Genomic DNA, 25,079 nt, shown 5'->3' with positions numbered 1-25,079 from the left:
CAGCACCCCGGCAGTCGGAGAAGGGCAACGCGTGACCTCGACCACCTCCACGTCCCAGGTCCGGACGGTCTGCGCGTACTGCGGGGTCGGCTGCGGAATCCTGCTGGATGTCGGGATGGGGTCCGACGGGCGGCGTACGGTCCTGAAGGCGGCCGGCGACAAGGCGCATCCGGCGAACGCGGGCCGGCTGTGCACGAAGGGCGCGACGACGGCGGAGATGCTGGCCGCGCCCGGCCGGCTGACCACGGCGCTGGTCAGAGGCGAGCGGGGCGAGGAGCCCGAGCCCGCCCCGATGGCCGACGCCGTGGCCGAGTCCGCGCGCCGGCTCCGCGCGATCATCGACGAGCACGGACCGGACGCGGTCGCCTTCTACGTCTCGGGGCAGATGAGCCTGGAGGCCCAGTACCTGGCGAACAAGCTGGCCAAGGGGTTCGTGGGGACGAACCAGATCGAGTCGAACTCTCGGCTTTGCATGGCGAGCGCGGGCGCGGGATACAAGCTGTCGCTGGGGGCCGACGGGCCGCCCGGGTCGTACGACGACTTCGACCGTGCGGATGTCTTCCTCGTGATCGGCTCGAACATGGCCGACTGCCACCCGATCCTCTTCCTGCGGATGATGGAGCGGGTCAAGGCGGGCGCCAAGCTCGTCGTCGTCGATCCGCGGCGCACCGCCACGGCCGCCAAGGCCGACCTCTTCCTGCAGATCGAGCCGGGCACCGACCTCGCGCTGCTCAACGGTCTGCTGCGGCTGCTCGTCGACAACGGTCACACCGACCCCGGCTTCATCGCCGCGCACACCGAGGGCTGGGAGGCGATGCCCGGCTTCCTCGCCGACTACGCGCCCGCCGCCGTCGCGGAGATCACCGGTCTCGCCGAGGACGACATCCGCGAGGCCGCCCGGCTGATCGGCGAGGCGGGCGAGTGGATGAGCTGCTGGACGATGGGGCTCAACCAGTCCACGCACGGCACCTGGAACACGAACGCCCTGGTCAACCTGCATCTGGCGACCGGCGCCATCTGCCGCCCCGGCTCGGGTCCCTTCTCCCTGACCGGGCAGCCGAACGCCATGGGCGGGCGCGAGATGGGCTACATGGGGCCGGGGCTGCCGGGGCAGCGGTCGGTGCTCGTCGAGGCCGAGCGCACCTTCGTCGAGGAGCTGTGGGAGCTGCCGCCGGGGACGCTGCGCGCCGACGGGGTGGGCCGGGGCACCGTCGAGATGTTGCAGAAGATGGCCGACGGCGAGATCAAGGCCTGCTGGATCATCGGCACCAACCCGGTCGCCTCGGTCGCGAACCGCCGTACGGTCATCGAGGGGCTGGAGGCCGCCGAGTTCGTCGTCACACAGGACGTGTTCGGCGAGACCGAGACCAACGCCTACGCCGATGTCGTGCTGCCCGGCGCGATGTGGACCGAGGGCGAGGGCGTGTTCGTCAACAGCGAGCGCAACCTCACGCTGACCCGCCCGGTGGCCGACCCGCCGGGCGAGGCGATGGCCGACTGGCGGATCATCGCGGCCGTGGCGTGTGCGATGGGGTACGAGAAGGGGTTCTCGTACGACAGCGCCGAGGACGTCTTCGAGGAGATACGGCGGGCCTGGAACCCGGTGACGGGCTGGGATCTGCGCGGGGTGACGTACGAGCGGCTGCGGGCCACGCCCGTGCAGTGGCCGGCCGCCGAGGTGGATGGTCCTGAGCGCAATCCGATCCGGTACGTCGACGCGGAGGGCGGGCTGCGCTTCCCGACGGCGAGCGGGCGGGCCGCCTTCCATGCGCGTCCGCACCTGCCGCCCGCCGAGATGCCGGACGACGACTATCCGTTCGTGCTGAACACCGGGCGGGTGCAGCACCAGTGGCACACGCTGACGAAGACCGGGAGGGTCGCCAAGCTCAACAAGCTGAACCCGGGGCCGTTCGTGGAGGTGCATCCGCGGGACGCGCGGGAGCTGGGGATCGCCGACGGGGACCGGGTGGAGGTCGCCTCGCGGCGGGGGCGGGCGGTGCTGCCGGCCGTCGTGACCGACCGGGTGCGGCCGGGGGGCGCTTTCGCACCGTTCCACTGGAACGACCTGTTCGGGGAGTACTTGAGCGTCAACGCGGTGACCAGCGACGCGGTGGATCCGATCTCCTTCCAGCCGGAGTTCAAGGTGTGCGCCGTGTCCCTGACGAGGGTCGCGGCGCCCCTGCCGGAGGTGCCGGCGCTGACGCCGACGGCCGTCACCCCGGGCCCGGCCGGCCCCTTCGGCCTGGAACCCGCGCCGCCGCCCGTCCTGACCGCCCAGGAACGCCTCTATCTGACCGGCTTCCTCGCCGGCATCGAGACCGGCGCGCCCGGCATCCCTGTCCTGCCGCCGGGCGCGCCCTTCAGCCCCGAGCACGCGATGTGGGTCAACGGCGTCCTCGCCGGCATGTACTCACGGTCGGCGGGCGCCCCCGCCGCGCCGGAGGGGCCCGGCCGCGAGGTCGTCGTGCTGTGGGCCTCGCAGACCGGCAACGCCGAGGAGTTCGCCACCTCCACCGCCGAGCGGCTCGGCTCGGCGGGGCACCGGGCCACGCTGGTCGGCATGGACGAGGCCGATGTCGGCTCCCTCGCCCGCACGGCCGACCTGCTCTTCATCACCAGCACGTTCGGCGACGGCGACGCGCCCGACAACGGTTCCGGCCTCTGGGACACGCTGACCGACGAGCGTGCCCCCCGGCTGGACGGGATGCGGTACGCCGTACTGGCCTTCGGCGACTCCTCGTACGACGACTTCTGCGGGCACGGGCGCCGTCTCGACGCACGGCTCGACGAGCTGGGCGGGGTGCGGCTGGCCCCGCGCACGGACTGCGAGCCGGACTACGAGCCGTCGGCCGGGGCCTGGCTCGACCAGGTCCTCACGGCGCTGGGCGGCGCCGAGGCTCCCGCTGCCGAACGCCCCAGGTCCGAGCCCAGGCCCGCTCCCACCACCGCCCGCCTGGTGGGCAACCGGCTGCTCAGCGGGCCCGGCGCGGGCAAGGAGGTGCGCCGCTTCACTTTCGACACGAGCGGGACCTCGCTGACGTACGAGGCGGGCGACGCGCTCGGCATACGGCCGGTCAACTCACCCGCGCTGGTGGAGGAGTGGCTCGCGGTCACCGGCGTCGACGGCTCGGCGACGGTGGAGCTGGACGGCATCGGGGCGACCTCCTTCGCCGAGGCCCTGCACCGGCACCTCGACATCACCCGGATCACCCCGGACCTGCTGCGCTTCGTCGCCGAACGCGTCCGCGACGACCGGGAGCTGCGCAGGCTGCTGCGGCCCGACAACAAGGACGGGCTGGCGCAGTGGAGTTGGGGGCGGCAGGCCGTGGACGTCGCCGCCGAGCACCCGGTGCGGGCGGGCGCCGGGGAGTGGGCCGGGGTGCTGAAGAAGCTCCAGCCGCGCCTGTACTCGATATCGTCCAGCCCGCTCGTCGACCCGGACAGCGTCTCCCTGACGGTGTCCGTGGTGCGGTACGACAACCTGCACGGGCGGCCGCGCGGCGGCGTCTGCTCGCCCTTCCTCGCCGACGCCGGGGCGGACACCGAGGTGCCGGTGTTCGTGCAGCGGTCCGCGCACTTCAGGCCACCCGCGGACGCCTCGACACCGATGGTGATGGTCGGCCCGGGTACCGGTGTCGCGCCCTTCGTCGGCTTCCTCCAGGAGCGGCGGGCGCTCGGGCACCGGGCGCCCAACTGGCTGTTCTTCGGCGAACAGCACCGGGCCAGCGACTTCTACTACGAGGAGGAGCTGACCGCACTGCTCGGCGAGGGCACCCTCGACCGTCTCGACACGGCCTTCTCCCGCGACCAGCGCAACAAGGTGTACGTCCAGGACCGGATGCGCCAGCACGGCCCCGAGCTGTGGCGCTGGTTGCAGGACGGCGCCCACTTCTACGTCTGCGGCGACGCCTCGCGCATGGCCAAGGACGTGGACCGGGCGCTGCGGGACATCGCGGTCGCGCACGGCGGGCTGGAGGAGGCCGAGGCGTCGGCGTATGTGAAGCAACTTGCGGCGGCGAAGCGGTACGTGCGGGACATCTACTGACCCCGGCGGGTCTTCTCACCCGCCTCACACCGGACTCTTCACCTCCCTCGCCGCCCCGCTCACCAGGGCTGATTACCGTCCGGTGGCGTGCAGTCGGCAGAACAGCAGAAGGTGACACCGCTTCAGTGGACGCGGCCGTCTGTCAAGGCGGACCCGGATCCGCCCGCCCAGTGGCATCGCGTCCTGACGCTCCTCGCGGACATCAGCCTCTTCATCGGCACGCGCGCGATCTGGACGCAGGCGGCGAGCCACCGTCTCGTCGTGGCCGCCGCCATCTCGCTCTGCTACGCCTCGATCCTGGCGTGCGGCGTGCTGGCACTGACCGTGCGGCGGGCGCGGTCGCTGGCCCGGCTGGACCTTTGCGTCCTGGTCACCGCGGTGACGCTGACGCTGTGCGGGTGGGCGATGAACCACGGCGGGAGCGACGAGGCGATCCTCACCACCCAGGCCGCCCGTGAGCTGGTCGCCGGGCACCCCGTGTACGGACAGCCCTGGCCCTGGCTCTTCGGCCACGGCGTCGCGCTCACCCCGACGGTGACGGGCGGCTACGACTTCACGTACGGCTATCCGCCGCTGGCACCGCTGCTGACCGCGCCGCTGCTGTGGCTGGGGCACGGGGCCCTGCCCGCGACGGTGGTCAGCACGACGGCCCTCCTGGCCGGGACCGTCACGCTGTGGCGGATGCTGCCCACGCCGTGGCGGTCGGCGGCGACCATGACCTGTCTCGGCTTCGGCCTCCTGCCGTCGTACGCCCGCCTCGGCTATCCGGCGATCGTGGCGCTGGCGCTGCTGGTCCCGGTGGTGGTGCGGTGGCCGCGGATCGGGCGGGGCGGGCGGGTCGGCACCGGCGGGCTGGTGCGGGCGGCGTGTCTGGGGGCGGCGTGCGCGGCGCAGCAACTGCCGTGGTTCCTCGCGCCGTTCCTGCTCGCGGGGATCTACGCCGTGCGGCGCGGGGAGCTGGGCGCGCGGGCGGCGGCGCTGGTGGTGGCACGGTTCGCCGGTGCCGCCGGGGTCGTGTGGCTGCTGGTGAACACGTACTTCGTCGTGAGCGAACCGGGTACCTGGGTGCGGGGCATCGCGCTGCCGCTGACGCAGGGTGCGGTGATCCACGGGCAGGGCGTGGTCGGCATCTCCTTGTACTTCACCGACGGCAGCGACCGGCTCGACTGGTACGCGCACGCCGGCATTCTGCTGGCGGCGGGGCTGCTCGCACTGGTCGTGCTGTTCGTACGGCAACTGGGGCCCGCGGCGACCGTCCTGCCGTGGTGCGCGTTCTTCGTGGCGACGCGTTCCCAGGACGGCTACTACCTGATGATGACGCCGCTGTGGCTGGCGGCGGCGGTCACCGCGCCCGCCTCCGAGTTCGCCACCGCCTGGCAGCCGCGCCCGCGGGTGCTGTCCCGGCGCCCGGCACGGATCGCCGCGGCCGTGCTCCTGCTCGCGCCGGCCGTGGCGAGCGCGGCCTGGGCGGCGAGCGGGACGCCTCCGCTGGCCATGCGGGTGGCGTCGGTGCGCCGGGCGACGCCGACGGCCGTGGCCGGCCTCGGTGTCGAGGTCACCAACACGGGCGCCGTCGCCCTCGCGCCCCACTTCACGCTCACCACGGGCCAGGGCATGAGCCAGTACTGGACGGTCGTAAGGGGCCCGGCCGAGCTGCCCGCCCGGGCGACGGCGCGCTACGAGCTGCGGCCGCCGGCGGGGAGGTTCGCTCTGCCCCGTCCGGGTGTGCGGGTGCGGCTGCGGGCCTTCACGGCCGTACCGCAGACGTTGTCGAGCGCCTACGTCACGCTCCGGTCGTCCGGGTGAAGCGGAGCGTGCCGGTGACCGTGGTGAGGCCGCGCATCATGCCGAGCTGATTCCAGCCCATGCCGAACTGCTCGCGGTCCACGGTGAACTCGGCTTCCAGGGTGAGCGACCTGTCGTCCGCGCCGACGAGGCGGGCGGTGACGGACTTGGGGCGGCTGATGCCGCGCACGGTGAGCTGACCGACGACGTGCACCTCGTCGCCGTCGCGCAGCTCGGCGCTGCGGACCGAGAAGGTGATGTCGGGGTGGTTGGCGGTGTCGAAGAAGTCGGCGGAGCGCAGGTGCTCGTCGCGCTTGGCGCTGCGGGTGTCCAGGGAGGCGGCGTCCAGGGTGATCGTGCCGACGGCCGAGCCGTCGGACCGCACCTCGCCGTCGCCGGCGACGGCGGCGAAGGCGCCCTTCACGGTGACCAGGCCCCACATGGTCTTGTGCCGCAGGGCGACGGCGGAGGCGGTGCTGTCTAGCTGCCAGGTTCCGGTTTCGACGGCGACGGTCATGATCTTTCACTCCTGAGCATCGGGGCGGCATCACTGGGGGTAGGTCTGCCGGGATGTGTAATCCAAATTTGGACGACACCACGCTAGTCGATACTCCAAATTTGAACAACAGATACACTCGAATTCATGGCCGACCACTCCGACTGCCCCTCCGCCTCCGGCGACAGCCTGCTGCCCGTCGAGCTGCACGCCTGGATGCTGATGCTGGCCGCGACAGGAGCCGTCGAGCAGGAGCTGCGCAGCGTCGTCAAGGACCGGCTGGACGTCTCGCACGACGAGTTCCTGGTCCTGTGCCTGCTCGCCGCGGACCCCGGCCAGGCCCTGCGCATGACGCGGATCGCCGAGCTCCTGGGCCGCCCCAAGACCCGTCTCACCTACCAGATCGCCTGCCTCCAGCACGCCGGCCTGGTCACCCGCAAGTCGGTCTGCGGCGACAAGCGCGGAGTCGAGGTCGCCCTCACCGAGAAGGCCCGCACCCTGCTCAAGGAGGCGTCCGCGGCCCTCGCCGAGACGGTCAAGGAGGGGCTGACGCGGTTCATGGGCCCCACCCAGCGCCAGGCGATGTGCGCACTGATGCCCGACTTCGTCGGAGAGCCGGCGCCGGAGTAGTCCCGGGCGACCGGGACGTGCGCAGGCCGACGGAGCGCGTCCGTCGAACGTTCCCGGTGCGAACGCCGTCATAGCGGTACCGATCCTCGAAGGGAGTGCCGCCATGACCGCCGTACCCGTCAGCGCCCGCGTCGTGTTCCGTGCCGTACTGGTCGGAGGGCTGGTGTGCGCGGCCGGCTGCGCCGACGAGCCCGAGCCCGAGGCGACGGCCGCCTCCTGGCAGGAGCCCGACTCGTACACCTACACGCTCCGGTCGAGCGAAGGGGAGCGGAGCCTGATCGGGGCGTTCCGGATCACCGTCCGCGACGGAGCCGTGGTGCAGGCGTTGGGCCTCGACGACAGCGGCCGACGCGTCGTCGACGACGCCCCCGACGCGGTGCCCACCATCGGGGAGCTCCTGGACGAGTGGGAGCAGGCACGGCGGGACGACGCGGACACGGCCGAGGTGGAGTACGCGCGCGACGGGCACCCGGTGCGGATCTCGCTGGACTGGATGGAGAACGCGATCGACGACGAAGCCCTCTATGTCATCGGCGACTTCGAGCCGGCCAGGTGACGTGAGGGTGAGCGTCGGCGAGCATGGCCGGCGCGCGCGGAACGGGACGGGCGCGACCGTGGCGGCCACGTCGTGTCCGCCGTCCGGAGCGAGCGGCGGCGAGACGGCTGACCCGGCGTCATGTCAGAGGTCGTCGAGGTAGTCCCGCAGCACCTGGGAGCGGGACGGGTGGCGCAGCTTGCTCATCGTCCTGGTCTCGATCTGGCGGATGCGCTCGCGGGTCACGCCGTAGACGTGGCCGATCTCCTCCAGGGTCCGGGGGCGGCCGTCGGTGAGTCCGTAACGCAGGGCGATGATGCCGGCCTCGCGGGCGGTCATGCCGGTCAGCAGGTCGCGGACGGCGTCCTGGAGGAGATGGTGGGTGACGGCTTCCCAGGGTGAGGGAAGGTCGGTGTCCTCGATGAGGTCGCCGAACTCGCCGTCGCCGTCCTCGCTCAGGGCGGCGTGCAGGGAGACCGGTTCCCTGGTGTAGGCGTCGATTTCGACGAGCCGCTCCACCGGGATCTCGACCCTCGCCGCGAGCTCCTCGGGCGTCGGGACGATGCCCGTGTCCTGCATCAGCTCCCGGCGCGCGCGGGCCACCCGGTTGATGATCTCGACGGTGTGCACAGGGATCCGGATGGTGCGGCTCTGGTCGGCCAGGGCCCGGGTGACGGCCTGCTTGATCCACCAGGTCGCGTACGTGGAGAACTTGAAGCCCTTGGCGTAGTCGAACTTCTCCACCGCCCGGATGAGCCCGGCGTTGCCCTCCTGGACGAGGTCCAGGAAGTCCAGCCCACGGCCTGTGTAGCGCTTGGCCACGGAGACGACCAGCCGGAGGTTGGCCTCGGTGAGGTGCGCCTTGGCCCGCCGGCCGTCCTCGACGACGGATGCCAGCTCCTCCGCACGGTGCCCGTGCCGCCCCTCGGCCAGGAGCCGCTCGGCGTACAGACCGGCCTCGATGCGCCTGGCGAGATCCACTTCCTCCTCCGCGGTGAGCAGCCGGACCCGGGCGATGATGCGCAGATAGTCCTTCACCGGGTCGGTGCTGCCGCCCTGCCCCGGGAGCTGCGGCGGCGGGCCGTCGGTCTCGTCGTCCTGCGGCGATGGCGGCGCCGCGGGTACGCCGTCCCGTTCGAGCACGCTCATCTGGCCTCCCTCCGCAGCGCGTTCAGGTGCCGGCCGGGCGTCTTCCGGTCGACATCGGGCTGGTCGAGCCGGCCGAGGAATTGCCATGCATACGCGGACAGCGATTCCACGTGGTGTCTCCGGGAAATTCCTCGGACACACCGCGGAGATTGTGCCGCGGGGCACCTTTGACGACGAATCGACTGCTCACTCATTCGAGGCTACCACCGCGAATCTCCCGCAGAAGGCCGCCGAGGAGCCACGTTTCGCTGTGATGAACCTCGCGCTTGACGAGGGTTTCGGGGGCGTGGGCAATAAAACTGGGCGAAGGCAGATTACGTATCTCGCTGTTCCCGTGATCTTCGCCGGCACCGCATTCGGCGGAAATCAGGATGCGGCGATTACCCATGGACACTCCCGCCTGCACATCCGCGCCGCCCCTCCCCCTCACACCTCCCTCATCCACACCGAACATCCGTTTCCCACTCACCCGGCCGAAACGCCGCGATGGCGTTCGCAAAGAGAATCAGAAATAGTTTCTAGATACATCAAGGCGGCCTGAGAGTGATCAGTGAAGCCGGTCCGCGAGGCGCATCCTTGCCTTCGCGGCACGGGACGTGGCAGGGCAAGCATGGAACAGGTCGCGGCGCGGAGGCGGCCGAACGGCTCCTCTCGGCAGGCCGGTTGCTTGTGCTGGTGGAAATCTTCCGTTGATCCGGACAAGCGGCGCCGCTGTCAGCCGACGCGCGGCGGGGGCGGGCTGGTCCGGATCGGCTGGGACGAGGCGCTGGAGATCGCGACCGCCGCGCATGTGCACCGTTTCGGCTTCACCAACAGAGAGGCGGCCGGCGCAGTGCGCCGGCCGCCTGTTGCCCCTGTGGCGACGTAGGACGCGTCTCAGAAGGCGGTGTTGTTGCAACCCATCGTCGAGCCGAGGTGGGTGCTCTGGCTGGCCGCGTCGCCCTCACCGTTGAGGCCGTTGCCCAGCACGCCGTTGAGGATGCCGACCACACCGAGGATGTCGATGTTCAGGTCGTGGGACTTGCACTGGGTGCTCTGCTGGACCTTGTAGGCGTTGCCCCGGCCGTCGCCGTCCATGCCCGCGGCGTGGGCGGAACCGGCGGTCAGGACTCCGACACTGCTGAGGGCGGCGAACAGGACGGCGGCCTTACGAAGCTTGTGCATGTCATCTCCGGTGAAGCGGGTGGATGCGATACGAGGAGGGCGACTCCTTGCCGAAAACGGAGATTAGTGAGAAATGACCCAAATCATCCTTTGACGCGCCGGGTTTTGTGATCTCCGCCCGCTCACACCGCCCGAGCGGGGGCCCCGCTCCCTTCCGATGGAAGGAACTCAATTGCCCGGTTAGGATCCATTTGTGGCGTCGTTGTGGGGGTACGGCCGCAAGGAGGCTCGGACGGGCATGGCAGATCCTGCACGCACGAACCCGGGACGTATCGACGTCCACCAGCACGTCATCCCACCCGCCCACGGACAGGCCATGGCCGGCCGTGCCGCGGCCGTCGGCTGGCCCGCGCCCGCCTGGGACGAACCAAGCGCGCTCGCCATGATGGACCGGCGCGAGATCGCCACCGGACTGCTGTCGTACGCCGCACCGCTCGCCGGCCCCGAGGACCCCGCCGCCGCACGCGAAGTGGCCCGGAGCGTCAACGAGTACACGGCCGAGCTGGTCAAGAACCGGCCCGACCGCTTCGGTCACTTCGCCGCCCTCCCCCTGCCGGACGTGGACGGCGCGCTCGCCGAGGCGGCGCACGCCCTGGACGAACTGGACGCGGACGGCGTCGTGGTCCTGTCCAACGTGCACGGCCGCTATCTCGGCGACCCGGCGTTCGATCCGCTGTGGGCCGAACTCGACGCCCGTTCCGCCGTGGTCCTGGTCCACCCGACCGCGCCGCCCGGCGCCCCGCTCCCGGACGTGCCCCCGCCGCTGGCGGACTTCCCCTACGACACGACCCGCGCCGCCCTGCACATGACCATGCGGGGCGTGCCACGGCGGTACCCCCGGATGCGGATGATCCTCCCCCACGCCGGCGGCTTCCTGCCGTACGCCGCCGACCGCTTCGCCCTCGCCGCCCGCCTGCACACGGACGCGACCGTCGACGGGAGCGGCACGACACCGGAGGACTTCCTGACGGACCTGCGGCGCTTCTACTTCGACACCGCCATCTCGACCGGACCGGCGACCCTGCTTGCGCTGCTCGCCTTCGCCACGCCCGATCACATCCTGTACGGCAGCGACTTCCCCATGCTCCCCGAGGACTGGGGCGCCGGCTTCGACACCGCGCTGGGCGCCTACCCGCACTGGGAGCCCGGCCGGCTCCACGCCGTGAACCGCGGCAACGCCGAACTCCTCATCCCCCGCCTGGCCCGGACGCCCGTGCCGTGACCGCGGAGTGGCGGCCGTCCTCAGGGCGTCCCTCAACGCCACCGGCAGGGGCGTCAGTTCATGCAGCAGCCGGGCGATGTCGTCCCACGTGGTTGACCGAGTACAAGGTCAGCAGCCCTTCCCCGCGCCGGCGGAAGCGGCGAAGGCGGCCGGCCTATCGGCGTTTCGATGAACGCGCACCGGCTCACGACCGGCCGCTCGTTCAGGTGTCGCGCCAGTCGCCCGACCCTGCCGTCGGCCGCGCTGCGCCTGCGGTGATGCGGCGGTAGGCGGCGCGGGCATGGACGATCCTCGCCGGCCCCGTGCCGAGAAGGCTCGCGGTGAGCAGGCACGCGAGCCAGAAGGTGTCGCGAGATCCGGCCCAGGTGAGGGTGCCCGCCGGCGGGATCGCGAAGGCGTTGAGAAACAGCCGGGGATCGACCGCCCAAATACGGCTGCTCGGGACCGAACCGCGCAGGACCTGAACGCGCCAGGGGTCGATGCGCAGCAGCTCGTAGTCGCGGGGCGCTCGTCGACGGTCTCCCACCTGACTCCGGTGTCCGGGCATGTGGAAGGGGCCGGTTCCGAAGGGGGATTCGGAACCGGCCCCTTCGTCAGGGGGTGACGCGAATACCGGACGCGGTCACTTCTTCGGGCGGCGGTATGCCTTCACGACACTGGCGTAGCTGTTCTTGGCGTGGCCCTGGGCGATGATGCCCTCCATCAGCGCCTCGGAGTACTTGGGCAGTTCGGCGTCGACGCCGAGCGCCTCGCTCTCCTCGACGAGGTGCCTGAGCGCGCCGAGGTGGGTCTCCAGGGTGGCGTCGTTGGCCGGGAACTTCTCGTCGCCGGCGTCGATCTGCGCGGCGTAGTCGGCCGTGAACATCTTGATGGCGTCGAGCCACATGTGCGCCCAGGGCAGGAACTCCTGCGCCTTCACATCGCCGGTCTCCACGATGGCGACGCCGTGCAGGAAGCTGTTGAGGGCGCCCCACATCAGGCCGAGCAGCGACACGTCGAACAGGGCGGGCTTGCCGTGGTCGGTGCCGAGGTAGGTGGTGCCGCCGCCGAGGAGCTTCAGCACGGGCTCGTGGGCGTCGAAGACGGCCTTGTCACCGGCGTAGAAGAGGACGGAGGTCTCGGCGCCGATGCCGGGCGGGGTGATCATGATGGCGCCGTCGAGGTACTCGGCGCCGTTCTTCTGCGCCCACTCGGCGGTCCGCCGGGCCTGCTCGGAGGAGCCCGTGGTCAGGTTGACGACGGTCTTGCCGCGCAGGGTGTCGCCCAGCGAGCCGATGACGTCGTGCACCACGTCGTACGTCGACACGCACACGACCACGAGGTCGCTCGCGGCGACGGCGTCGGCGGGGTTCGCGGCTCGGACCGCGCCGTCCACGACGAGGCCGTCGGCCTTGTCCGCCGAACGGTTCCACACGGTGGTGGCGTGACCCGCCTTCAGGAAGGCGGCGGCCAGGGCCTGCCCCATCAGGCCGAGGCCGAGCACCGAGGTGTGGTTGTCACCCATGAATCAGTTCCTCCAGTACGGAAGTGTTGTGCTGCACGGACCGGCACGCGGGACGCGCCGGTGGGAAAACGGTCCTGAGCGGGCTGCCTGCCCCCGCCTTCCGCACCGCCGCCGAACCGCATTCCTCCGGGAAGGCTGGCGTACGCCGCTTCGGATTCGCTTCGGGCGACTTCGGAAATGCTGCGGGAACGCACTTCGGAGGGGATGGCCGAGCCCTTTTTCGTCACAAGTCGCGCCGTCCGGCGGCCGGTTACGCTGAGATCATGGAATTCGGGGTGCTGGGGCCGCTGGAGGTGCGCACGGACGAGGCCCGTCTCGTGCGGGTTCCCGAAGCCAAGGTCCGCATGCTCCTCGCGGACCTGCTCGCCCACCAGGGGCAGGTCGTCCCCGCGGGCCGGCTCATCGAGGACCTGTGGGGCGGCTCGACGTTCACCGCCCGGCCCACCGCCTCGCTCCAGGCCAAGGTGTCCCAGCTCCGTCGCGCCCTGGAGGACGCCGAGCCGGGTGCCCGCGAACTGGTCGCGCACCGGCCGCCCGGATATGTGCTGGACATCCCCGCCGGCGCGCTGGACGCCGGGCGGTTCCGCGAACTGGTCGCCCGGGCCAGGGCCGTCGTGGACCCCGTGAAGCGGGCGGCGCTGTACACCGAGGCGCTGGCGTTGTGGCGCGGCCCCGCCTTCGCCGAGTTCGCGGATCAGCCGTGCGTGCGGCCGACGGCGGCGAGCCTGGAGGAGGAGCGCCTGACCGCGGTGGAGGAACACGCCGGGGTGCGGCTGGAGTTGGGTGAGCACAGCCTGCTGGTCGGGGAGCTGACCGAGCTGGTGGAGCAGCACCCGTTGCGCGAGGGGCTGCGGGGCGCGCTGATGCGGGCGCTGTACCAGGCGGGCCGCTCGTCCGACGCGCTCGACCACTTCAACGATGTGCGGCGCCGGCTCGACGAGGAGCTCGGCCTCACGCCCGACCCGCCGCTGGCGGCGCTGCAACAGGCCATCCTGCGTCACGACCCGGTCCTGGCCCGCCCGGAGCCGTCCGCGCAGCCGATGGCGGCGGTGGCGGTGGCGCCGGAACCGACCGGTTCGGCCTCCCCCTTGGTGGGCCGCGACGACGACGTACGGGCGATCCGGACGCTGCTCTCCCGGCGCCGTCTGGTGACGCTCACCGGCCCGGGAGGGGTCGGCAAGACCCGTCTCGCGCAGGCCACGGCGCAGAGCATGACGGGCTCGTTCGCCGAGGGCACCCATCTGGTGGAGCTCGCGGACACCGGGGGCCTGGAGCGGTTCGCCGGCGTGGAGGCGCTGGCCGAGCAGGTCATGGCGACGCTGGGGATCCGGCAGAACATCCCGGACGACGACCGCAAGGGCCCGGCGGACCGCCTCGCGAAAGCGCTGGCAGGCCGGCGGCTGCTGCTCGTGCTGGACAACTGCGAGCATGTCGTGGAGGCCGTCGCCCGGTTGGCCGGTCTGCTGCTGAGCCGGGCGACGTATCTGCACATCCTGACGACCAGCCGGGAACCGCTGCGCACCCGGGACGAGACGGTGTACCCGGTGGCTCCGCTGGCGCTGCCCCCGGTGGACGGGCCGGACCTCGAAGCGCTGGCGAGTGCGGGCGCCGTACGTCTCTTCATGGACCGGGCCACCGCGACGGACCCCGACTTCGTGCTCGACGCCACCACGGCCCCGCTCGTCGCGGAGGTGTGCCGCCGCCTGGACGGGATTCCGCTCGCGCTGGAACTGGCCGCCACCCGCGTGCGGACGCTGGGCATCGGGGAGCTGCACGACCGCCTCGACGACCGGTTCAGAGTGCTCAACAGGGGCTACCGGGACGCCCCTTCACGGCACCGGACGCTCCAGGCCACGCTCGACTGGAGCTGGGACCTGCTCGACGTCCGGGAACAGACCGTGCTGCGCAGGCTGTCGGTGTTCGGCGAGGGATGCGGACTCAAGGCCGCCGAGGAGGTGTGCTCCGGTGGCGGGGTGTCCCCCGCGGACGTCCTGGACGCCTTGAGCCTGCTCGTAGAGCGCTCTCTGGCCCTCCGCACCGAGGGACCCCGTGGTCCGCGCTACCGGCTGCTGGAGTCGGTCGCGGTCTACGCGCGTGACAGGCTCGCGGAGTCCGGTGAGTACGCCGGGACCGCCGCCCGGCATCTGCGCCACTACGTCCGCCTCGCCGAGCGCGCCCGGCCGCATCTGCACGAGCGGGAGCAGGCCCGCTGGTTCCAGTACCTCGATCCGGAGGCGGCCAATGTGCAGCGCGCGCTGGCCGAGGCGGCCCGGGCCGGGGCAGCGCGGGAAGCGTTGCGCCTGGTCAACTCGCTGACCTGGTACTGGTACGTCCGGGGCCGGCTCGGCGAGGCCGGCAGAGCGCTGGCGACGGCACTGGACACGCCGGGCGACGCCGCGCCCGAGGAGCGCGTGGAGGCGGTCTTCTGGTACGCGGGCATCCGCCTGCTGCTCGGCGAGCACGACCGGGAGTGCGACGCGCTGGAGGAGTACCCACCCGAGTCCAGCCCGGAGTCGACCAGGGCCCAGTGGTTCCTGGCGCACGCGCAGTGGACGGTGGGGGCGCTGGCCGAGGGCGAACGGCGGGTCGAGCATGTCCTGGTCCGCTTCCGCACCCTGCGCGACGCGTGGGGAATGGCCGCCTCGCTGACCACGCGCGCCTGCCTCGCCCTGGCGCGCGGCGACCTGGAGGGGCTGCGCGGCAACGCCGAGGAGGCCCGCGCCCACTTCGCCGAACTGGGCGACCTGTGGGGCCGGTTGAAGACGGCCGACCTGCTCGGCAGGCTCGCCGAGATCAACGGCGACTACGACCTGGCGGCCCAGTTGCACCGGGAGAGCCTGCGGATCACCCAGGCCCTGGAGATGTGGCCCGAGATGTCGGCGAAGCTGTCGGGTCTCGGCAGGATCGCCCTGCTCACCCAGCGCGGTGACGAGGCCGACGACCTGCACACGCGTGCCCTGCGGATCGCGGCCGAACAGGGCAACCAGCCCGCCGAGCAGTTCGCCGCGCTGGGCCTGGCGCTGAGCGCCCGACGCCAGGGCCGGCTCGCCGCCGCCGAGGAGTGGCTGCGGCCCTGGCTCGCCTGGAACCGCCGACGGGGCGACGGCCCGGGCCTCGCGCTGGTCCTGGCCGAGCTGGGCTTCATCGCCGAACAGCGCGGCGACGCCGACCGCGCCCTCGCCCACCACCGCGACGGACTCAAGGCCGCCGCGACGACGAAGGACCCCCGCTCGGTCGCCCTGGCCCTCGAAGGCCTGGCGGGCGCGTACTCCCTGGCCGGGTCCCCGCAGCGGGCGATCGGCCTGCTCGGCACGGCGGCGGCGACCAGGGAGCGCGCGGGCGCTCCGCACCCTCCTGCGGAGCAGGGCGACGTGGAGCGCATCTCCACTCGCCTGCGCGACACGATCGACGAGGGCGGCTACGCGCGCGAGTTCGCCCTCGGCACCGAGACGGACCACGAGTCCCGGGTCGCAGAGGAGCTCCCGGAGTCGCCGGAGTCGCCGGAGTCGCCGGGGTCGCCGGGGTCGCCGCACCAGGGAGCGCCGTGATCCCTTGCGGGCCACGGGGTCGCCCCGGCGGGGCGCGCCGAGCCCGGGTGCGCCTCGCCCGGACGGGTGACAGACTGAGGTCTCGGGCGGGGGCGGCGGCCCGTGGCGGAGGATGCGGGACTGTCTCGCGCCGCAGCCGAGGGGGCACGCAAGTACGCCCACAAACCACGTTCGGACGGTGGTGACCTCCTGTGACCGCGAGCGAAGAGGGTGGCGCCCCTCCGGCATCCGCAGGACTGGCCGGGCAGACGGTCGTGGTCGTGGGCGGCAGTTCGGGAATCGGTCTGGAGACCGCGCGACAGGTGCGTGGCGCCGGTGGCGAGGTGGTGCTCACGGCGCGGAACGCCGAGCGTCTGAAGCAGGCGGCGGACGAGCTGAGCCCGCTGAGCACGGCCGCGTTCGACGCCATGGACCCCGATCGCCTGGAGCGCTTTCTGCTCGACCTTCCCGGACAGATCGACCATGTGCTGGTAACGGCGGGCAGCCCGCAGTACACGCCCCTGGCCGGCCTCGACCTGACCGCAGGCGGACGGGACTTCGGCGGGCGTCTCGCGATGCTGCTTGCGGCGGCGCGGGCGAGCCGGAACAAGGTCAGGGCCGGAGGAACACTGCTGTTCATCGGCGGAACCGGCGCCCGACGACCCGCCCTCGGAATGGCCGTCACGGGCGCTCTCACCGCGGCACTGCCGGCGCTGACCGCCAACCTGGCCCTCGAGCTGGCCCCGGTCAGGGTCAACCTCATCGCGGCCGGCTTCGTGGACACACCCTTGTCGGCCTCCCTCCTCGGCGACCGACTCGACGCTCGCCGGGAGCAGTTGCGGAGCACTCTGCCCATCGGCCGCGTGGTCGGTCCGGCGGACATCGCCGCCCTGGCACTGCACATCATGGCCAACGGCGCCCTGACCGGCGCCACCTACGACATCGACGGCGGCCAGCAGCTCGTCGCGCACTGATCGCCCGACGACCGGCCGAGGACGCTGCCATCCGCCTCCTGAGCCACCCTCCTGGACGAGGAGCCACACCCATGGACATGAAACTGGAGGTCGTCGTGGTACCGGTGGCCGACGTCGACCGGGCCAAGGACTTCTACACGGCGCTGGGCTGGAGGCTCGACGCGGACGTCGCCCCGGATGCCGGTTTCCGGGTGGTCCAGATGACCCCTGCGGGCTCACCGGCATCGGTCATCTTCGGCACGTCCGTCACGGAGCAGGCGCCCGGCTCGGCTCGCGGCCTGCACCTGGTGGTCGACGACATCGAGGCCGCCCACGCCGAGCTGAAGCGCAACGGCGCCGACCCGAGCGATGTGTTCCACGACGCCGGCGGCGTCTTCCACCACGGCGGCACCGACGCTCGGGTCCCCGGACCCGACCCGAAGCGCAACAGCTACGGCTCGTTCCTGTCGTTCAGCGACCCGGACGGCAACGGCTGGCTGCTGCAGGAGATCACCAACAGGCTCCCTGGACGGCTGGACCCCGCCACCACGGCGTTCGCCTCCGCCGAGGACCTGGCGAGCGCCCTGCGCCGGGCCGCGGCGGCCCATGGCGAACACGAGGCCCGCACCGGCGCGGAGGACCCCAACTGGCCGGACTGGTACGCGCGGTACATGGTCAGCGAGCAGGCGGGAACAGAACCGCCGCAGTGAGCCCCTGAAGCTCACAGCCGGCCCCCACGCGCACGACAACCCTGCCGTCCCCCGGCCCGGCCGCGCGTTGGTCGTCAGTCGGGCCGTTGGGTGCGGTTCTCGTGAGCCAGGCCGTCCGGGCGGGCAGGCGTGCGTGGGCCGAGAGGAAGGACCAGGGCCCGCAGCAGCACAGGGGTCGACGGGCGGTGGACCATGGAATCCGACGGCCGCCGGATCGCCCCGATGTCGTGCCATCCCCACGACAGGAAGGCACCCAGGGCCGCAGCGTCGGCTTGGTCGACCAGTGTCGCCCCGAGCGAGGCGTGGTGGTCGGCGAGCAGCCGTTCCTGGAGCCTGCGGGCGAGGCCGTGGTCGTCCGTATGGGGATGCACCACGATCTCGGTGATCGCGAAGACGTGGCCGGACGCGGTGAGCTGTTCGACGCCCTGCGGAACGGGCCCGTCGAACCCCCTCCACCAGGTCCCCTCACGCGGTACGGGGAATCCGTAGGCACACCCGGCGAAGGCCGTGTCCTCCGCGATCAGCAGGGCGAATCCGGCCCGCCGGATGTCGCCGGTGAGCCGCCGCAGAAACGCCTCCCGGCCTCGGTATTCCTGGCCTGCCCGCACGCGCGAGGACTCCACGTACAGGTCGGCCAGGTCCTCCCGCAGGGTCTCGGCCTGCCAGCGGTTCAGCCGGCGCAGACGCACCGCGTGGTCGGGAGTCGATGTGCTTGCCCCGACCCCTGTCGGCTCCCGGCGGAGCGGCCCCTTCACGGTGCACCGCCCGATGCAGCGGGAACCCGGCGTGACGGTGGTCGAACCGCATGGAGCTCATGGAGCAGGAAGCCGGAGCCGGTGATCTCGATGATGCGGGCCAAGGCCGGTGGCGGATAGTGCAGTTGGAGGGTCATGCCGGCCTCCGTGGCGAGCTGGGATGCCATGAGGAAGGCGTTGAGTCCGCTGGCGTCGCAGAAGGTGACCGCCGTGAGATCGACGTCGGCGGTGCGGATGCCGTCGCGCAGGCAAGCGGCCAGTGCGGCGCGCACGAGCGGGGCGGTGGCCAGGTCGATCTCTCCTGCGAGGGTGATCAGCGCGCGAGTGGCGCGGTCGTGCCGGTGGACGTTCAGTTGTGGGTGGGACATGGCTCCTCGGTTCGACGTACGAAGTACCTGTCGGAGAGTGCCGCGTGGCAGGGCCGGTCCGGCAACGGGGGCCGGCGAGCGCGCCGGCGGATGGCGGACCGGTCGTCCGGGATGCGTGCCATGGGATCGAACGGAAGGTCCACGCCCGGCGGGCATCGTGTCCTGAAAGGGTCGGAGGCACAGGACACGAGAAGACCCCGGCCCGTCATGTGCGGTGCGGCGGCCGGGGTCTTGGGCTGCGGTGGGTGCTTTCAGTTCGGTCGGTGCCGTCAGTTCACTCGGTGCTGTCAGCTCTGTCGGCTCGGTGTGTTCGGTCGGCTCGGGCCGTCCGCACGAGGGGCGCTGCGGCGTGCGGTGCCGCTCGCTCCCACCCGGCCGTGGGCCTTCCGCGGAGCCAACGGGTCAGGTCCCGGGACCGGTATCCCGGAACGGCCGTAGTGGAAGGCGGGGATGCGCTCACTGTGCTGCAAGTTGAGCAAGTGGATGAGGAGGACTCCGAAGGCGATCATCGCGAGGATCACGACCACGGTCACGAATGTCTGCACGGTCCTCACCTCCCCATCGGCTGATGCGGCAGCGCGGCGGTCACGGTCGGGATCCGGGGACGTGCGGCCGGATCGTGGGCCTCATGGCCTCCTTCGGAGTCCCAGACCGCTTCCACGGCCCGGTCCGTCTCGGACACCGTCCGCAGGCGCGCCGCCTCCTGCATCAACCGGCTCGCGGTCGACTTGCCCAGTGGGTCGCTCGCGGCGGCCATCAGCCAGGCGGCCGAGACGGGAGTCGTCTGCGGCGGGACGACCAAGAGGTTCCAGCGGCCCGTGCGGTACGAGAGCAAGAGCAGTTCGTGCGGGTCCTGCTCGGCCGCGAACCAGCCCACCTTCACCACGTGCCCGGCGACGGGCACCTTGCGCGGAACGACCGGCCAGTGGGTGGGATTCACCGTGACCCGGGTGATCCGCCCCCACAACGGATCCAACACGGCCGTGAGGGAGGGGAGTTCGGCCCCGAGATCGCGGGAGCGGGGCCACCATGCGCCGTCCAGCAGAGCCGGTGCGGGGCCGGTGGGAGCGAGCGACAGACGGAGAGAGGGCGAGGAGAACGCAGGTTCATCGGCTTCGGCTGTCGGCGGGAGGGAAATGGTCGCAGTCATGACGCGAACCCTGCCCCGGGCCGGTCATGACCGGCCCGGCGTATTCAATCGCCGAAAACGACACGAGCCTGGAAGCCTGTGCGCGAAATATCCTCGGTGATTTCAGCCTACTCCTCGGAAAGACCCAACGGACCGTACGGCCAATGGAGAAACGGCCCCATGCGTCCCTGCACTGGGCCTACGCCCCAGAGGCAACGCCTCACGCCGTCCGGTCCGCCCGGCTCCTTCGGGGAGTAGCGTGAAGTCATCGGGAGCATTTCGCACATCGGCTCCGATGCCGGTGCCGTTCCCGGTGAGCGACGACACCGGGCCGCTGTTCCCGCGCAGGAGTCCGGAGACGGGTTTGCGCGATGTCCGCGACCACCTCTCACCCCCCGCTACGGTCCGTTCCGTTCAGGTCGCCGACCGCGCGCCTGGCGTTGAGATCCGAGAGCTCTTGCGGAGGACCGGCCGATTTGGACGGCGCCTGGTGGCCCCGTTCACGTGACCTGTCAAGCGAGCTCTCCGCCTTGGCGGACGTGCTGGATCCGCTGTGGGGGCGGATCACCCGCATCGCGGTCAGCCCCCGCCACTGGCCGATCCTCCCGCCCAGGATCTTCGTCAACGGCCATGTGGTGAAGATCGGTTGGTTCACCTCTGAGCTGGATCCGCACGGGATCACTCTGCTGTCCTACACCGCGGGCCGCTGGGACCTCCTGGTGATCCCCCCGGAGACCGGCGCCTCCTCGGCCGCCCGGCTGATGGCCGCCGCGAGCGCGGACTCCGGTCCGCCCAGGACCGCGACCACGCTCATGACGGCGGAACGGGCCCACCACGGAAGCAGGGCGCGCGCCGGGAAGGACGGGAGCGGCGGTGCCCTCTCGTCGCACGGCCGGAGTAAGCAACGCACTGTCGGGATGTGATGGCACGCGCGTCGCCCGCCGCAGCCGGGCAGCGCAGGGGCGGGTCCCGTCACAGGTGATCGCCTGCGGCGGCTGCCATGAGCGGTTCCGCGGCCTCCTCGGTCGTATCCGGCGGCACGACCAGCAGGTCCCAGCGCCCCCGGCCGGGGGCGAGCAGGACGATCGTGTGCGGGGCGGATACCGCCACGGTCCTGCGCAGTCGTACGAACTCGTTGAAGACGAGCATCCGGCCCGGCACCGCGGACCACGTCGCCCCGTTGACGGTGACGCTGGTGACGTGACCCCACGCGCGCGGCAACCCGGCGAGCAGCCCGGGGAGTTCGGCGAGCAGGTCGTACGAACGGGGCCACCACGCTCCGTCGATGGGCCGGGGCATGCCGTTGCGGGATGCGAGACGCAGCCGGAGGAGGGGGTGGGAGGGAGGCGGGGGCTGCAGTGCGGTCGTCATGAAAGGCTCCTGCCAACTGCCGTGAGGGACTGAATGGCCGGCGTCAGGCGCGGCGGGCCGCGACCCGTTCCGCAGTCGGCCAGTGCACGTCGTGCACCCAGCCGAGGCGTTCGAGGAGCCGGATGACGGCGGCGGAGGGGTCGAGCTGGCCGCGGTCGACGCCGTGACGGGCGCTGGTGGGGTCGGCGTGGTGGAGGTTGTGCCAGCTCTCGCCGAACGAGAGCAGGGCGAGGGGCCACAGATTGGTGGCCCGGTCGTGGCGCCGGGTGCGGAACGGGCGCTCACCGATCAGGTGACAGAGGGAGTTCACGCTCCAGGTGACGTGATGGAGCAGCGCGATGCGCACAAGTCCCGCCCACAGCAGAGCGGTTACGCCGTACAGCCACGTACCGCCGATGACCCAGCCCACCGCGAACGGCAGAGCGAGCGTGAGGACGCACAGCGCCGGGAAGGCGCGGGCGACGGCACGGATGTCGCGGTCGGCGAGGAGGTCGGGGGCGTAGCGCTCCGGCGGCGTACGGTCGTTGCGGAACAGCCAGCCGACGTGCGCGTGCAGCAGCCCGCGCAACTGGCCGCGCAGATGCGTGCCGTAGCGGTAGGGGGAGTGCGGGTCCCCCGGCCGGTCGGTGAAGGCGTGGTGGCGGCGGTGGGTGGCGACCCAGCCGATGACGTCGCCCTGGAAACTCATCGAACCGGCGACCGCGAGCGCGATGCGCACGGGGCGGACGGCCCGGTAGCCGCCGTGGGTGAGGCCGCGGTGGAAGCCGACCGTGACGCCGAGGCCGGTGATCGTGTAGAGGACGGCGGCGATCACGATGTCGGCGGGATGGATGAGACTCCCCCACAGCAGCCAGCCGGCGAGACCGATCGCCACGAACGGCAGGACGACGATCACCGCCGTCACCGTGACGTACAGCCGCTCACCGCGGTCGCGGGCGGGCGCCGGGCCGTCCGGCGGGAAGGGGGACGTCCCGTCGTAGCCCTGGGGCGGCGGGGCGGAATCCGACCGTTTGACCGTCGTGGACGTGCTCGGACTGAATGGCATTCCTGGCTCCTCGGCCTGGATGCGGATGGCGCGGCCGGGGTCACGGGCTGCCCATGTGAAGGACGGTGGCGTGCCGTGGAAGGCACATGGACCGGATCACCACGGAACACACGACGACAGACGACGGTCCAGGACCGGTCGCAATCCGGCATCGGAATTCCGGCATACGAAAAGTCCGCGTCCCGTCCACCGTACTCCCCCGGGCGACAACCACGGCTGTTTCGGAAGCGGCATCGCGTTCACACGGACAGGGACGGGCGGTGGCAACCATGGCAACACTGCAGCAGCGGAAGAACTACCGCGAAGCGATCATGAAGATCCTGTACGAGCGTATGGAGGGCAGGGGCCTTCCTGATGTCGCCGGCGCCGAGCTGCGTGACGATCTGGCGATCCCTGAGCAGGATCTGGCCGCGGCCTGCACTTATCTGGTGGGCGAAGGACTCGTCACGGTCCGCTGGGCCCATGGAGACACACCCGCGACGGTCACGCTGACACATCAGGGGATACGGCTCATGGAGGCCGAGGAGGAGGAACACGGCTGACCCGTCGGGGACCAAGGCAGGATCTCGTGTCGGCCGTGCGAGCGGGCACCCGTCAGGGGACCATCGATACTGATGTGTCGGTTCCCCTGATGCGCCCGCGGTCTTCGGTGGAGGCTGCCATGGCCGGAGGGCGGCGTGGTGGAGGATGCGGTGCCCGGTGCGGGAGGTGAGGGGCGGTCGTGGCCGGCGGCCGGGCCGGACTTCTGGCGGCAGGTCGTCGAGCAACTGAGCACAGCCCTGATGGTGGTGGATCCGGCCGGCCGGATCCTCGCCGTCAACTCCGCCGCCGAACGGCTGCTGGGCCGAGCCACCCACGCGATACGCGGGAAGGACGCGCACGAGCTGCTGCACCGGGACACGGACGGCGGCACGCTCCTGCGCGAGCAGTGCCCGCTGCTCAGGGCGCTGACCGAGGGGACCGCCGCGCGCGGGGAGGGCGACAGCTACGTGCGCGGTGACGGTCGCCTGGTCACGATCTCGTGGTCCGCTTCTCCCCTGACGGACGGCGGCGCGGTCAAGGGCATGGCCGTGCTGTTCACCGACATCACCGGCGACCGCAGCGTGCGCCGGGAGCGTGCGGACTATACGAGTGCTCTGGAGGACCTCAACGAGCGGCTGACGCTGGTCGCGGAGATCACCGACGTCCTGGGGCAGACACTGGAGACCGACGATGCCCTCGTCCGGCTGGGCCGCCTGCTGGTTCCTCGCCTCGCCGACTGGGCGGCGGTGGACCTCCGGACCGGTTCCGGGCAGGTCCACCGGGTGGCGGTGACCGGCCCCACGGGACGGAACACCGGGCTGGAGGGCGGGCGCGAGCGCCTACCCGAGGCCGGGGAGGCGGACGGCTCGGCTCTTGTCCGGGTGCTGCACGGAGGTGATCCCGTGCTGCAGAACGAGCAGGACACGCAGAACGAGGCGGAGACGACCGCAGCGCCCGGCTCGCCCCTGGCCGCCGCCCACAGCGACTTCCTGCGGACGGTGGGCGCGACGTCCGCCATCACGGTCCCGCTGGGATCCAGTCGGCAGATCACCGGCGCCCTGACGGTGGTGCGCACCGTTGCGAAGCACCCCTTCGACGCCGCCGACCTGGAGGTGGTGAGCGACATCGGCCGCCGGGTCGGTCTGGTCATCGACAACGCACGGCGGTTCGGCCGCCAGCGCGCCGTCGCCGAGGCCATGCAGCGCAACCTGCTCGCCCCACTGCCCCAGCCCGGCCGTCTGCGGCTGGCCGCCCGCTACCAGCCCGCCCCCGCCGGCTCCCAGGTCGGCGGCGACTGGTACGACGCGTTCGAGCTGAAGGACGGCACGCTCGCGCTGGTCATCGGCGACGTCGTGGGCCACGACCTGACCGCGGCCGCCGGGATGGCCCAACTGCACGGCATCCTGCGGTCCCTGGCCTGGGACCACACCGGACCGCCCGGCGCCGTCGTCGACCGCCTCGACGACGCCATGCCCGCCATCACCACCGTCCCCATGGCCACCCTCGTCCTCGCACAGGTCGAGGGAGACCCGCACACCGGCCCATGGACGCTGCGGTGGACCAGCGCCGGACATCCGCCGCCGCTCCTCCTGCCTCCCGGCGGACACGCGCAGTACCTCGAAGCCGGACAGGGACTCGTCCTCGGCGCCCCCGTGGACACCCCCGTGGGCCGGCCGGACGCCACGCACCCGCTGCCGCCGGGTTCCACCCTGTTGCTCTACACCGACGGCCTGATCGAAATCCCCGGCAGCGACCTCGACACCGGCCTGGACCGGCTGCGTCACCACGCCCTCGCGCTCGCCGACGCACCGCTGGACACGCTGTGCGACCAACTGCTCGCCCGTATGCCGCCCGGCAGCACCGACGACGTGGCCCTGCTCGCCCTGCGCCTGCCGGAGCTGTGACGGAGGGGGCCCGACCAGTCGTCGTGCATGGTCGGCGTCCACAGGCAGGCGAGCGGCCGGCGAGGGCGTGGGGGGCGACCCGAAGGGCACGCCCCCCGGTGCACTCATCCGATCTTCGTCATGTTCCGCTGCTGCGGGGAGCCGCCGTTGGCGGACCACTGGATGACCGTGGCCCCGTCCGCGTCCAGGTTGCCGTTGTCCAGCACCTTGCCGCTGTGCCGGTGGACGAGCCGGTACGCGCCCCACATAATGCGCACGAGCAAAA

General features: G+C 71.8%; 23 protein-coding genes and 1 pseudogene. 11 read left to right on the top strand and 13 right to left on the bottom strand.

The window, feature by feature from the left end:
* Nucleotides 1-31 precede the first annotated feature (31 nt).
* Together ACZ69Q_RS00835 and ACZ69Q_RS00830 are read left to right on the top strand one after the other, a co-directional pair.
* Nucleotides 32-4,045, top strand: coding sequence for a molybdopterin-dependent oxidoreductase (locus ACZ69Q_RS00835; protein ID WP_471034017.1), 4,014 nt, complete (start codon nt 32-34; stop codon nt 4,043-4,045).
* Between the two features lie 111 nt (nt 4,046-4,156).
* Nucleotides 4,157-5,851 (top strand): hypothetical protein, encoded by a 1,695-nt coding sequence (locus tag ACZ69Q_RS00830; protein ID WP_471039965.1) that lies wholly within the window; start codon nt 4,157-4,159, stop codon nt 5,849-5,851.
* On the opposite strand, the gene ACZ69Q_RS00825 is transcribed toward ACZ69Q_RS00830, so the two are convergent.
* A complete protein-coding gene (locus tag ACZ69Q_RS00825; protein WP_471034015.1) occupies nt 5,829-6,347 on the bottom strand; it encodes a YceI family protein in 519 nt (172 codons plus the stop codon). The two genes, ACZ69Q_RS00830 and ACZ69Q_RS00825, sit on opposite strands and share 23 nt — an antisense overlap.
* A 126-nt stretch (nt 6,348-6,473) precedes the next feature.
* Here ACZ69Q_RS00825 and ACZ69Q_RS00820 point away from each other — a divergent pair, with 126 nt between their 5' ends.
* Nucleotides 6,474-6,956 carry a MarR family winged helix-turn-helix transcriptional regulator gene (locus ACZ69Q_RS00820; protein ID WP_471034012.1) on the top strand — a complete coding sequence of 161 codons (483 nt, stop codon included), beginning with the start codon at nt 6,474-6,476 and terminating at the stop codon, nt 6,954-6,956.
* 103 nt (nt 6,957-7,059) lie between these two features.
* Complete coding sequence (locus ACZ69Q_RS00815) at nt 7,060-7,512, top strand: DUF6174 domain-containing protein (protein WP_471034008.1); 453 nt, start codon at nt 7,060-7,062, stop codon at nt 7,510-7,512.
* A 123-nt stretch (nt 7,513-7,635) separates the two neighbouring features.
* Here the strand turns inward: ACZ69Q_RS00815 and ACZ69Q_RS00810 are convergent, their stop codons facing one another.
* From ACZ69Q_RS00810 to ACZ69Q_RS00800, 3 genes are all read right to left on the bottom strand, one after another.
* On the bottom strand, nt 7,636-8,640 hold the full coding sequence (locus tag ACZ69Q_RS00810; RefSeq protein ID WP_471034005.1) for an RNA polymerase sigma factor: 1,005 nt from the start codon (nt 8,638-8,640) through the stop codon (nt 7,636-7,638).
* Nucleotides 8,641-8,830: 190 nt separating this feature from the next.
* Nucleotides 8,831-9,028, bottom strand: coding sequence for a hypothetical protein (locus ACZ69Q_RS00805; protein WP_471034002.1), 198 nt, complete (start codon nt 9,026-9,028; stop codon nt 8,831-8,833).
* Between the two features lie 488 nt (nt 9,029-9,516).
* Nucleotides 9,517-9,804 carry a hypothetical protein gene (locus tag ACZ69Q_RS00800; protein WP_471034000.1) on the bottom strand — a complete coding sequence of 96 codons (288 nt, stop codon included), beginning with the start codon at nt 9,802-9,804 and terminating at the stop codon, nt 9,517-9,519.
* A gap of 238 nt (nt 9,805-10,042) precedes the next feature.
* Between ACZ69Q_RS00800 and ACZ69Q_RS00795 the strand changes: the two genes are divergently transcribed.
* Nucleotides 10,043-11,026, top strand: coding sequence for an amidohydrolase family protein (locus ACZ69Q_RS00795; protein ID WP_471033998.1), 984 nt, complete (start codon nt 10,043-10,045; stop codon nt 11,024-11,026).
* Nucleotides 11,027-11,228: 202 nt separating this feature from the next.
* Here the strand turns inward: ACZ69Q_RS00795 and ACZ69Q_RS00790 are convergent.
* Nucleotides 11,229-11,435: pseudogene (locus tag ACZ69Q_RS00790) on the bottom strand (hypothetical protein); the annotation flags it as partial.
* A gap of 213 nt (nt 11,436-11,648) precedes the next feature.
* Nucleotides 11,649-12,530, bottom strand: coding sequence for an NAD(P)-dependent oxidoreductase (locus ACZ69Q_RS00785; RefSeq protein ID WP_471033995.1), 882 nt, complete (start codon nt 12,528-12,530; stop codon nt 11,649-11,651).
* A 263-nt stretch (nt 12,531-12,793) separates the two neighbouring features.
* On the opposite strand from ACZ69Q_RS00785, the gene ACZ69Q_RS00780 reads away from it, so the two are divergent.
* From ACZ69Q_RS00780 to ACZ69Q_RS00770, 3 genes are all read left to right on the top strand, one after another.
* Nucleotides 12,794-16,078 (top strand): AfsR/SARP family transcriptional regulator, encoded by a 3,285-nt coding sequence (locus tag ACZ69Q_RS00780; RefSeq protein ID WP_471033992.1) that lies wholly within the window; start codon nt 12,794-12,796, stop codon nt 16,076-16,078.
* 191 nt (nt 16,079-16,269) lie between these two features.
* Nucleotides 16,270-17,031 (top strand): SDR family oxidoreductase, encoded by a 762-nt coding sequence (locus ACZ69Q_RS00775; RefSeq protein WP_471033989.1) that lies wholly within the window; start codon nt 16,270-16,272, stop codon nt 17,029-17,031.
* A gap of 71 nt (nt 17,032-17,102) precedes the next feature.
* Nucleotides 17,103-17,720 (top strand): VOC family protein, encoded by a 618-nt coding sequence (locus tag ACZ69Q_RS00770; protein WP_471033988.1) that lies wholly within the window; start codon nt 17,103-17,105, stop codon nt 17,718-17,720.
* Between the two features lie 74 nt (nt 17,721-17,794).
* Here the strand turns inward: ACZ69Q_RS00770 and ACZ69Q_RS00765 are convergent, their stop codons facing one another.
* The 4 genes from ACZ69Q_RS00765 to ACZ69Q_RS00750 form a co-directional block, all read right to left on the bottom strand.
* A complete protein-coding gene (locus ACZ69Q_RS00765; RefSeq protein ID WP_471033985.1) occupies nt 17,795-18,475 on the bottom strand; it encodes a hypothetical protein in 681 nt (226 codons plus the stop codon).
* Nucleotides 18,472-18,843, bottom strand: a complete 372-nt coding sequence (locus ACZ69Q_RS00760; RefSeq protein WP_471033981.1) for an STAS domain-containing protein — start codon at nt 18,841-18,843, stop codon at nt 18,472-18,474. Before ACZ69Q_RS00760 ends, ACZ69Q_RS00765 begins: the two co-directional genes overlap by 4 nt.
* Before the next feature lie 287 nt (nt 18,844-19,130).
* Nucleotides 19,131-19,388: a hypothetical protein gene (locus tag ACZ69Q_RS00755; protein ID WP_471033976.1), complete on the bottom strand. Its 258-nt coding sequence runs from the start codon at nt 19,386-19,388 to the stop codon at nt 19,131-19,133.
* A gap of 5 nt (nt 19,389-19,393) precedes the next feature.
* Nucleotides 19,394-19,993: a DUF5994 family protein gene (locus ACZ69Q_RS00750; RefSeq protein ID WP_471033973.1), complete on the bottom strand. Its 600-nt coding sequence runs from the start codon at nt 19,991-19,993 to the stop codon at nt 19,394-19,396.
* 419 nt (nt 19,994-20,412) lie between these two features.
* Here ACZ69Q_RS00750 and ACZ69Q_RS00745 point away from each other — a divergent pair, with 419 nt between their 5' ends.
* Complete coding sequence (locus ACZ69Q_RS00745) at nt 20,413-20,895, top strand: DUF5994 family protein (RefSeq protein WP_471033971.1); 483 nt, start codon at nt 20,413-20,415, stop codon at nt 20,893-20,895.
* A gap of 49 nt (nt 20,896-20,944) precedes the next feature.
* On the opposite strand, the gene ACZ69Q_RS00740 is transcribed toward ACZ69Q_RS00745, so the two are convergent.
* Both ACZ69Q_RS00740 and ACZ69Q_RS00735 read right to left on the bottom strand, forming a co-directional pair.
* Nucleotides 20,945-21,343: a DUF5994 family protein gene (locus ACZ69Q_RS00740; protein WP_471033965.1), complete on the bottom strand. Its 399-nt coding sequence runs from the start codon at nt 21,341-21,343 to the stop codon at nt 20,945-20,947.
* Nucleotides 21,344-21,386: 43 nt separating this feature from the next.
* Nucleotides 21,387-22,388 (bottom strand): acyl-CoA desaturase, encoded by a 1,002-nt coding sequence (locus ACZ69Q_RS00735; RefSeq protein ID WP_471033963.1) that lies wholly within the window; start codon nt 22,386-22,388, stop codon nt 21,387-21,389.
* A 269-nt stretch (nt 22,389-22,657) separates the two neighbouring features.
* Between ACZ69Q_RS00735 and ACZ69Q_RS00730 the strand changes: the two genes are divergently transcribed.
* Both ACZ69Q_RS00730 and ACZ69Q_RS00725 read left to right on the top strand, forming a co-directional pair.
* A complete protein-coding gene (locus ACZ69Q_RS00730; RefSeq protein ID WP_471039963.1) occupies nt 22,658-22,930 on the top strand; it encodes a hypothetical protein in 273 nt (90 codons plus the stop codon).
* 150 nt (nt 22,931-23,080) lie between these two features.
* Nucleotides 23,081-24,814, top strand: a complete 1,734-nt coding sequence (locus tag ACZ69Q_RS00725) for a SpoIIE family protein phosphatase (RefSeq protein ID WP_471033962.1) — start codon at nt 23,081-23,083, stop codon at nt 24,812-24,814.
* A gap of 104 nt (nt 24,815-24,918) precedes the next feature.
* On the opposite strand, the gene ACZ69Q_RS00720 is transcribed toward ACZ69Q_RS00725, so the two are convergent.
* On the bottom strand, nt 24,919-25,062 hold the full coding sequence (locus ACZ69Q_RS00720) for an RICIN domain-containing protein (protein WP_471039962.1): 144 nt from the start codon (nt 25,060-25,062) through the stop codon (nt 24,919-24,921).
* Nucleotides 25,063-25,079 lie beyond the last annotated feature (17 nt).

This window comes from Streptomyces sp. NPDC036764 (assembly GCF_055609385.1).
This window is presented reverse-complemented; position numbering and strand designations above follow the sequence as displayed.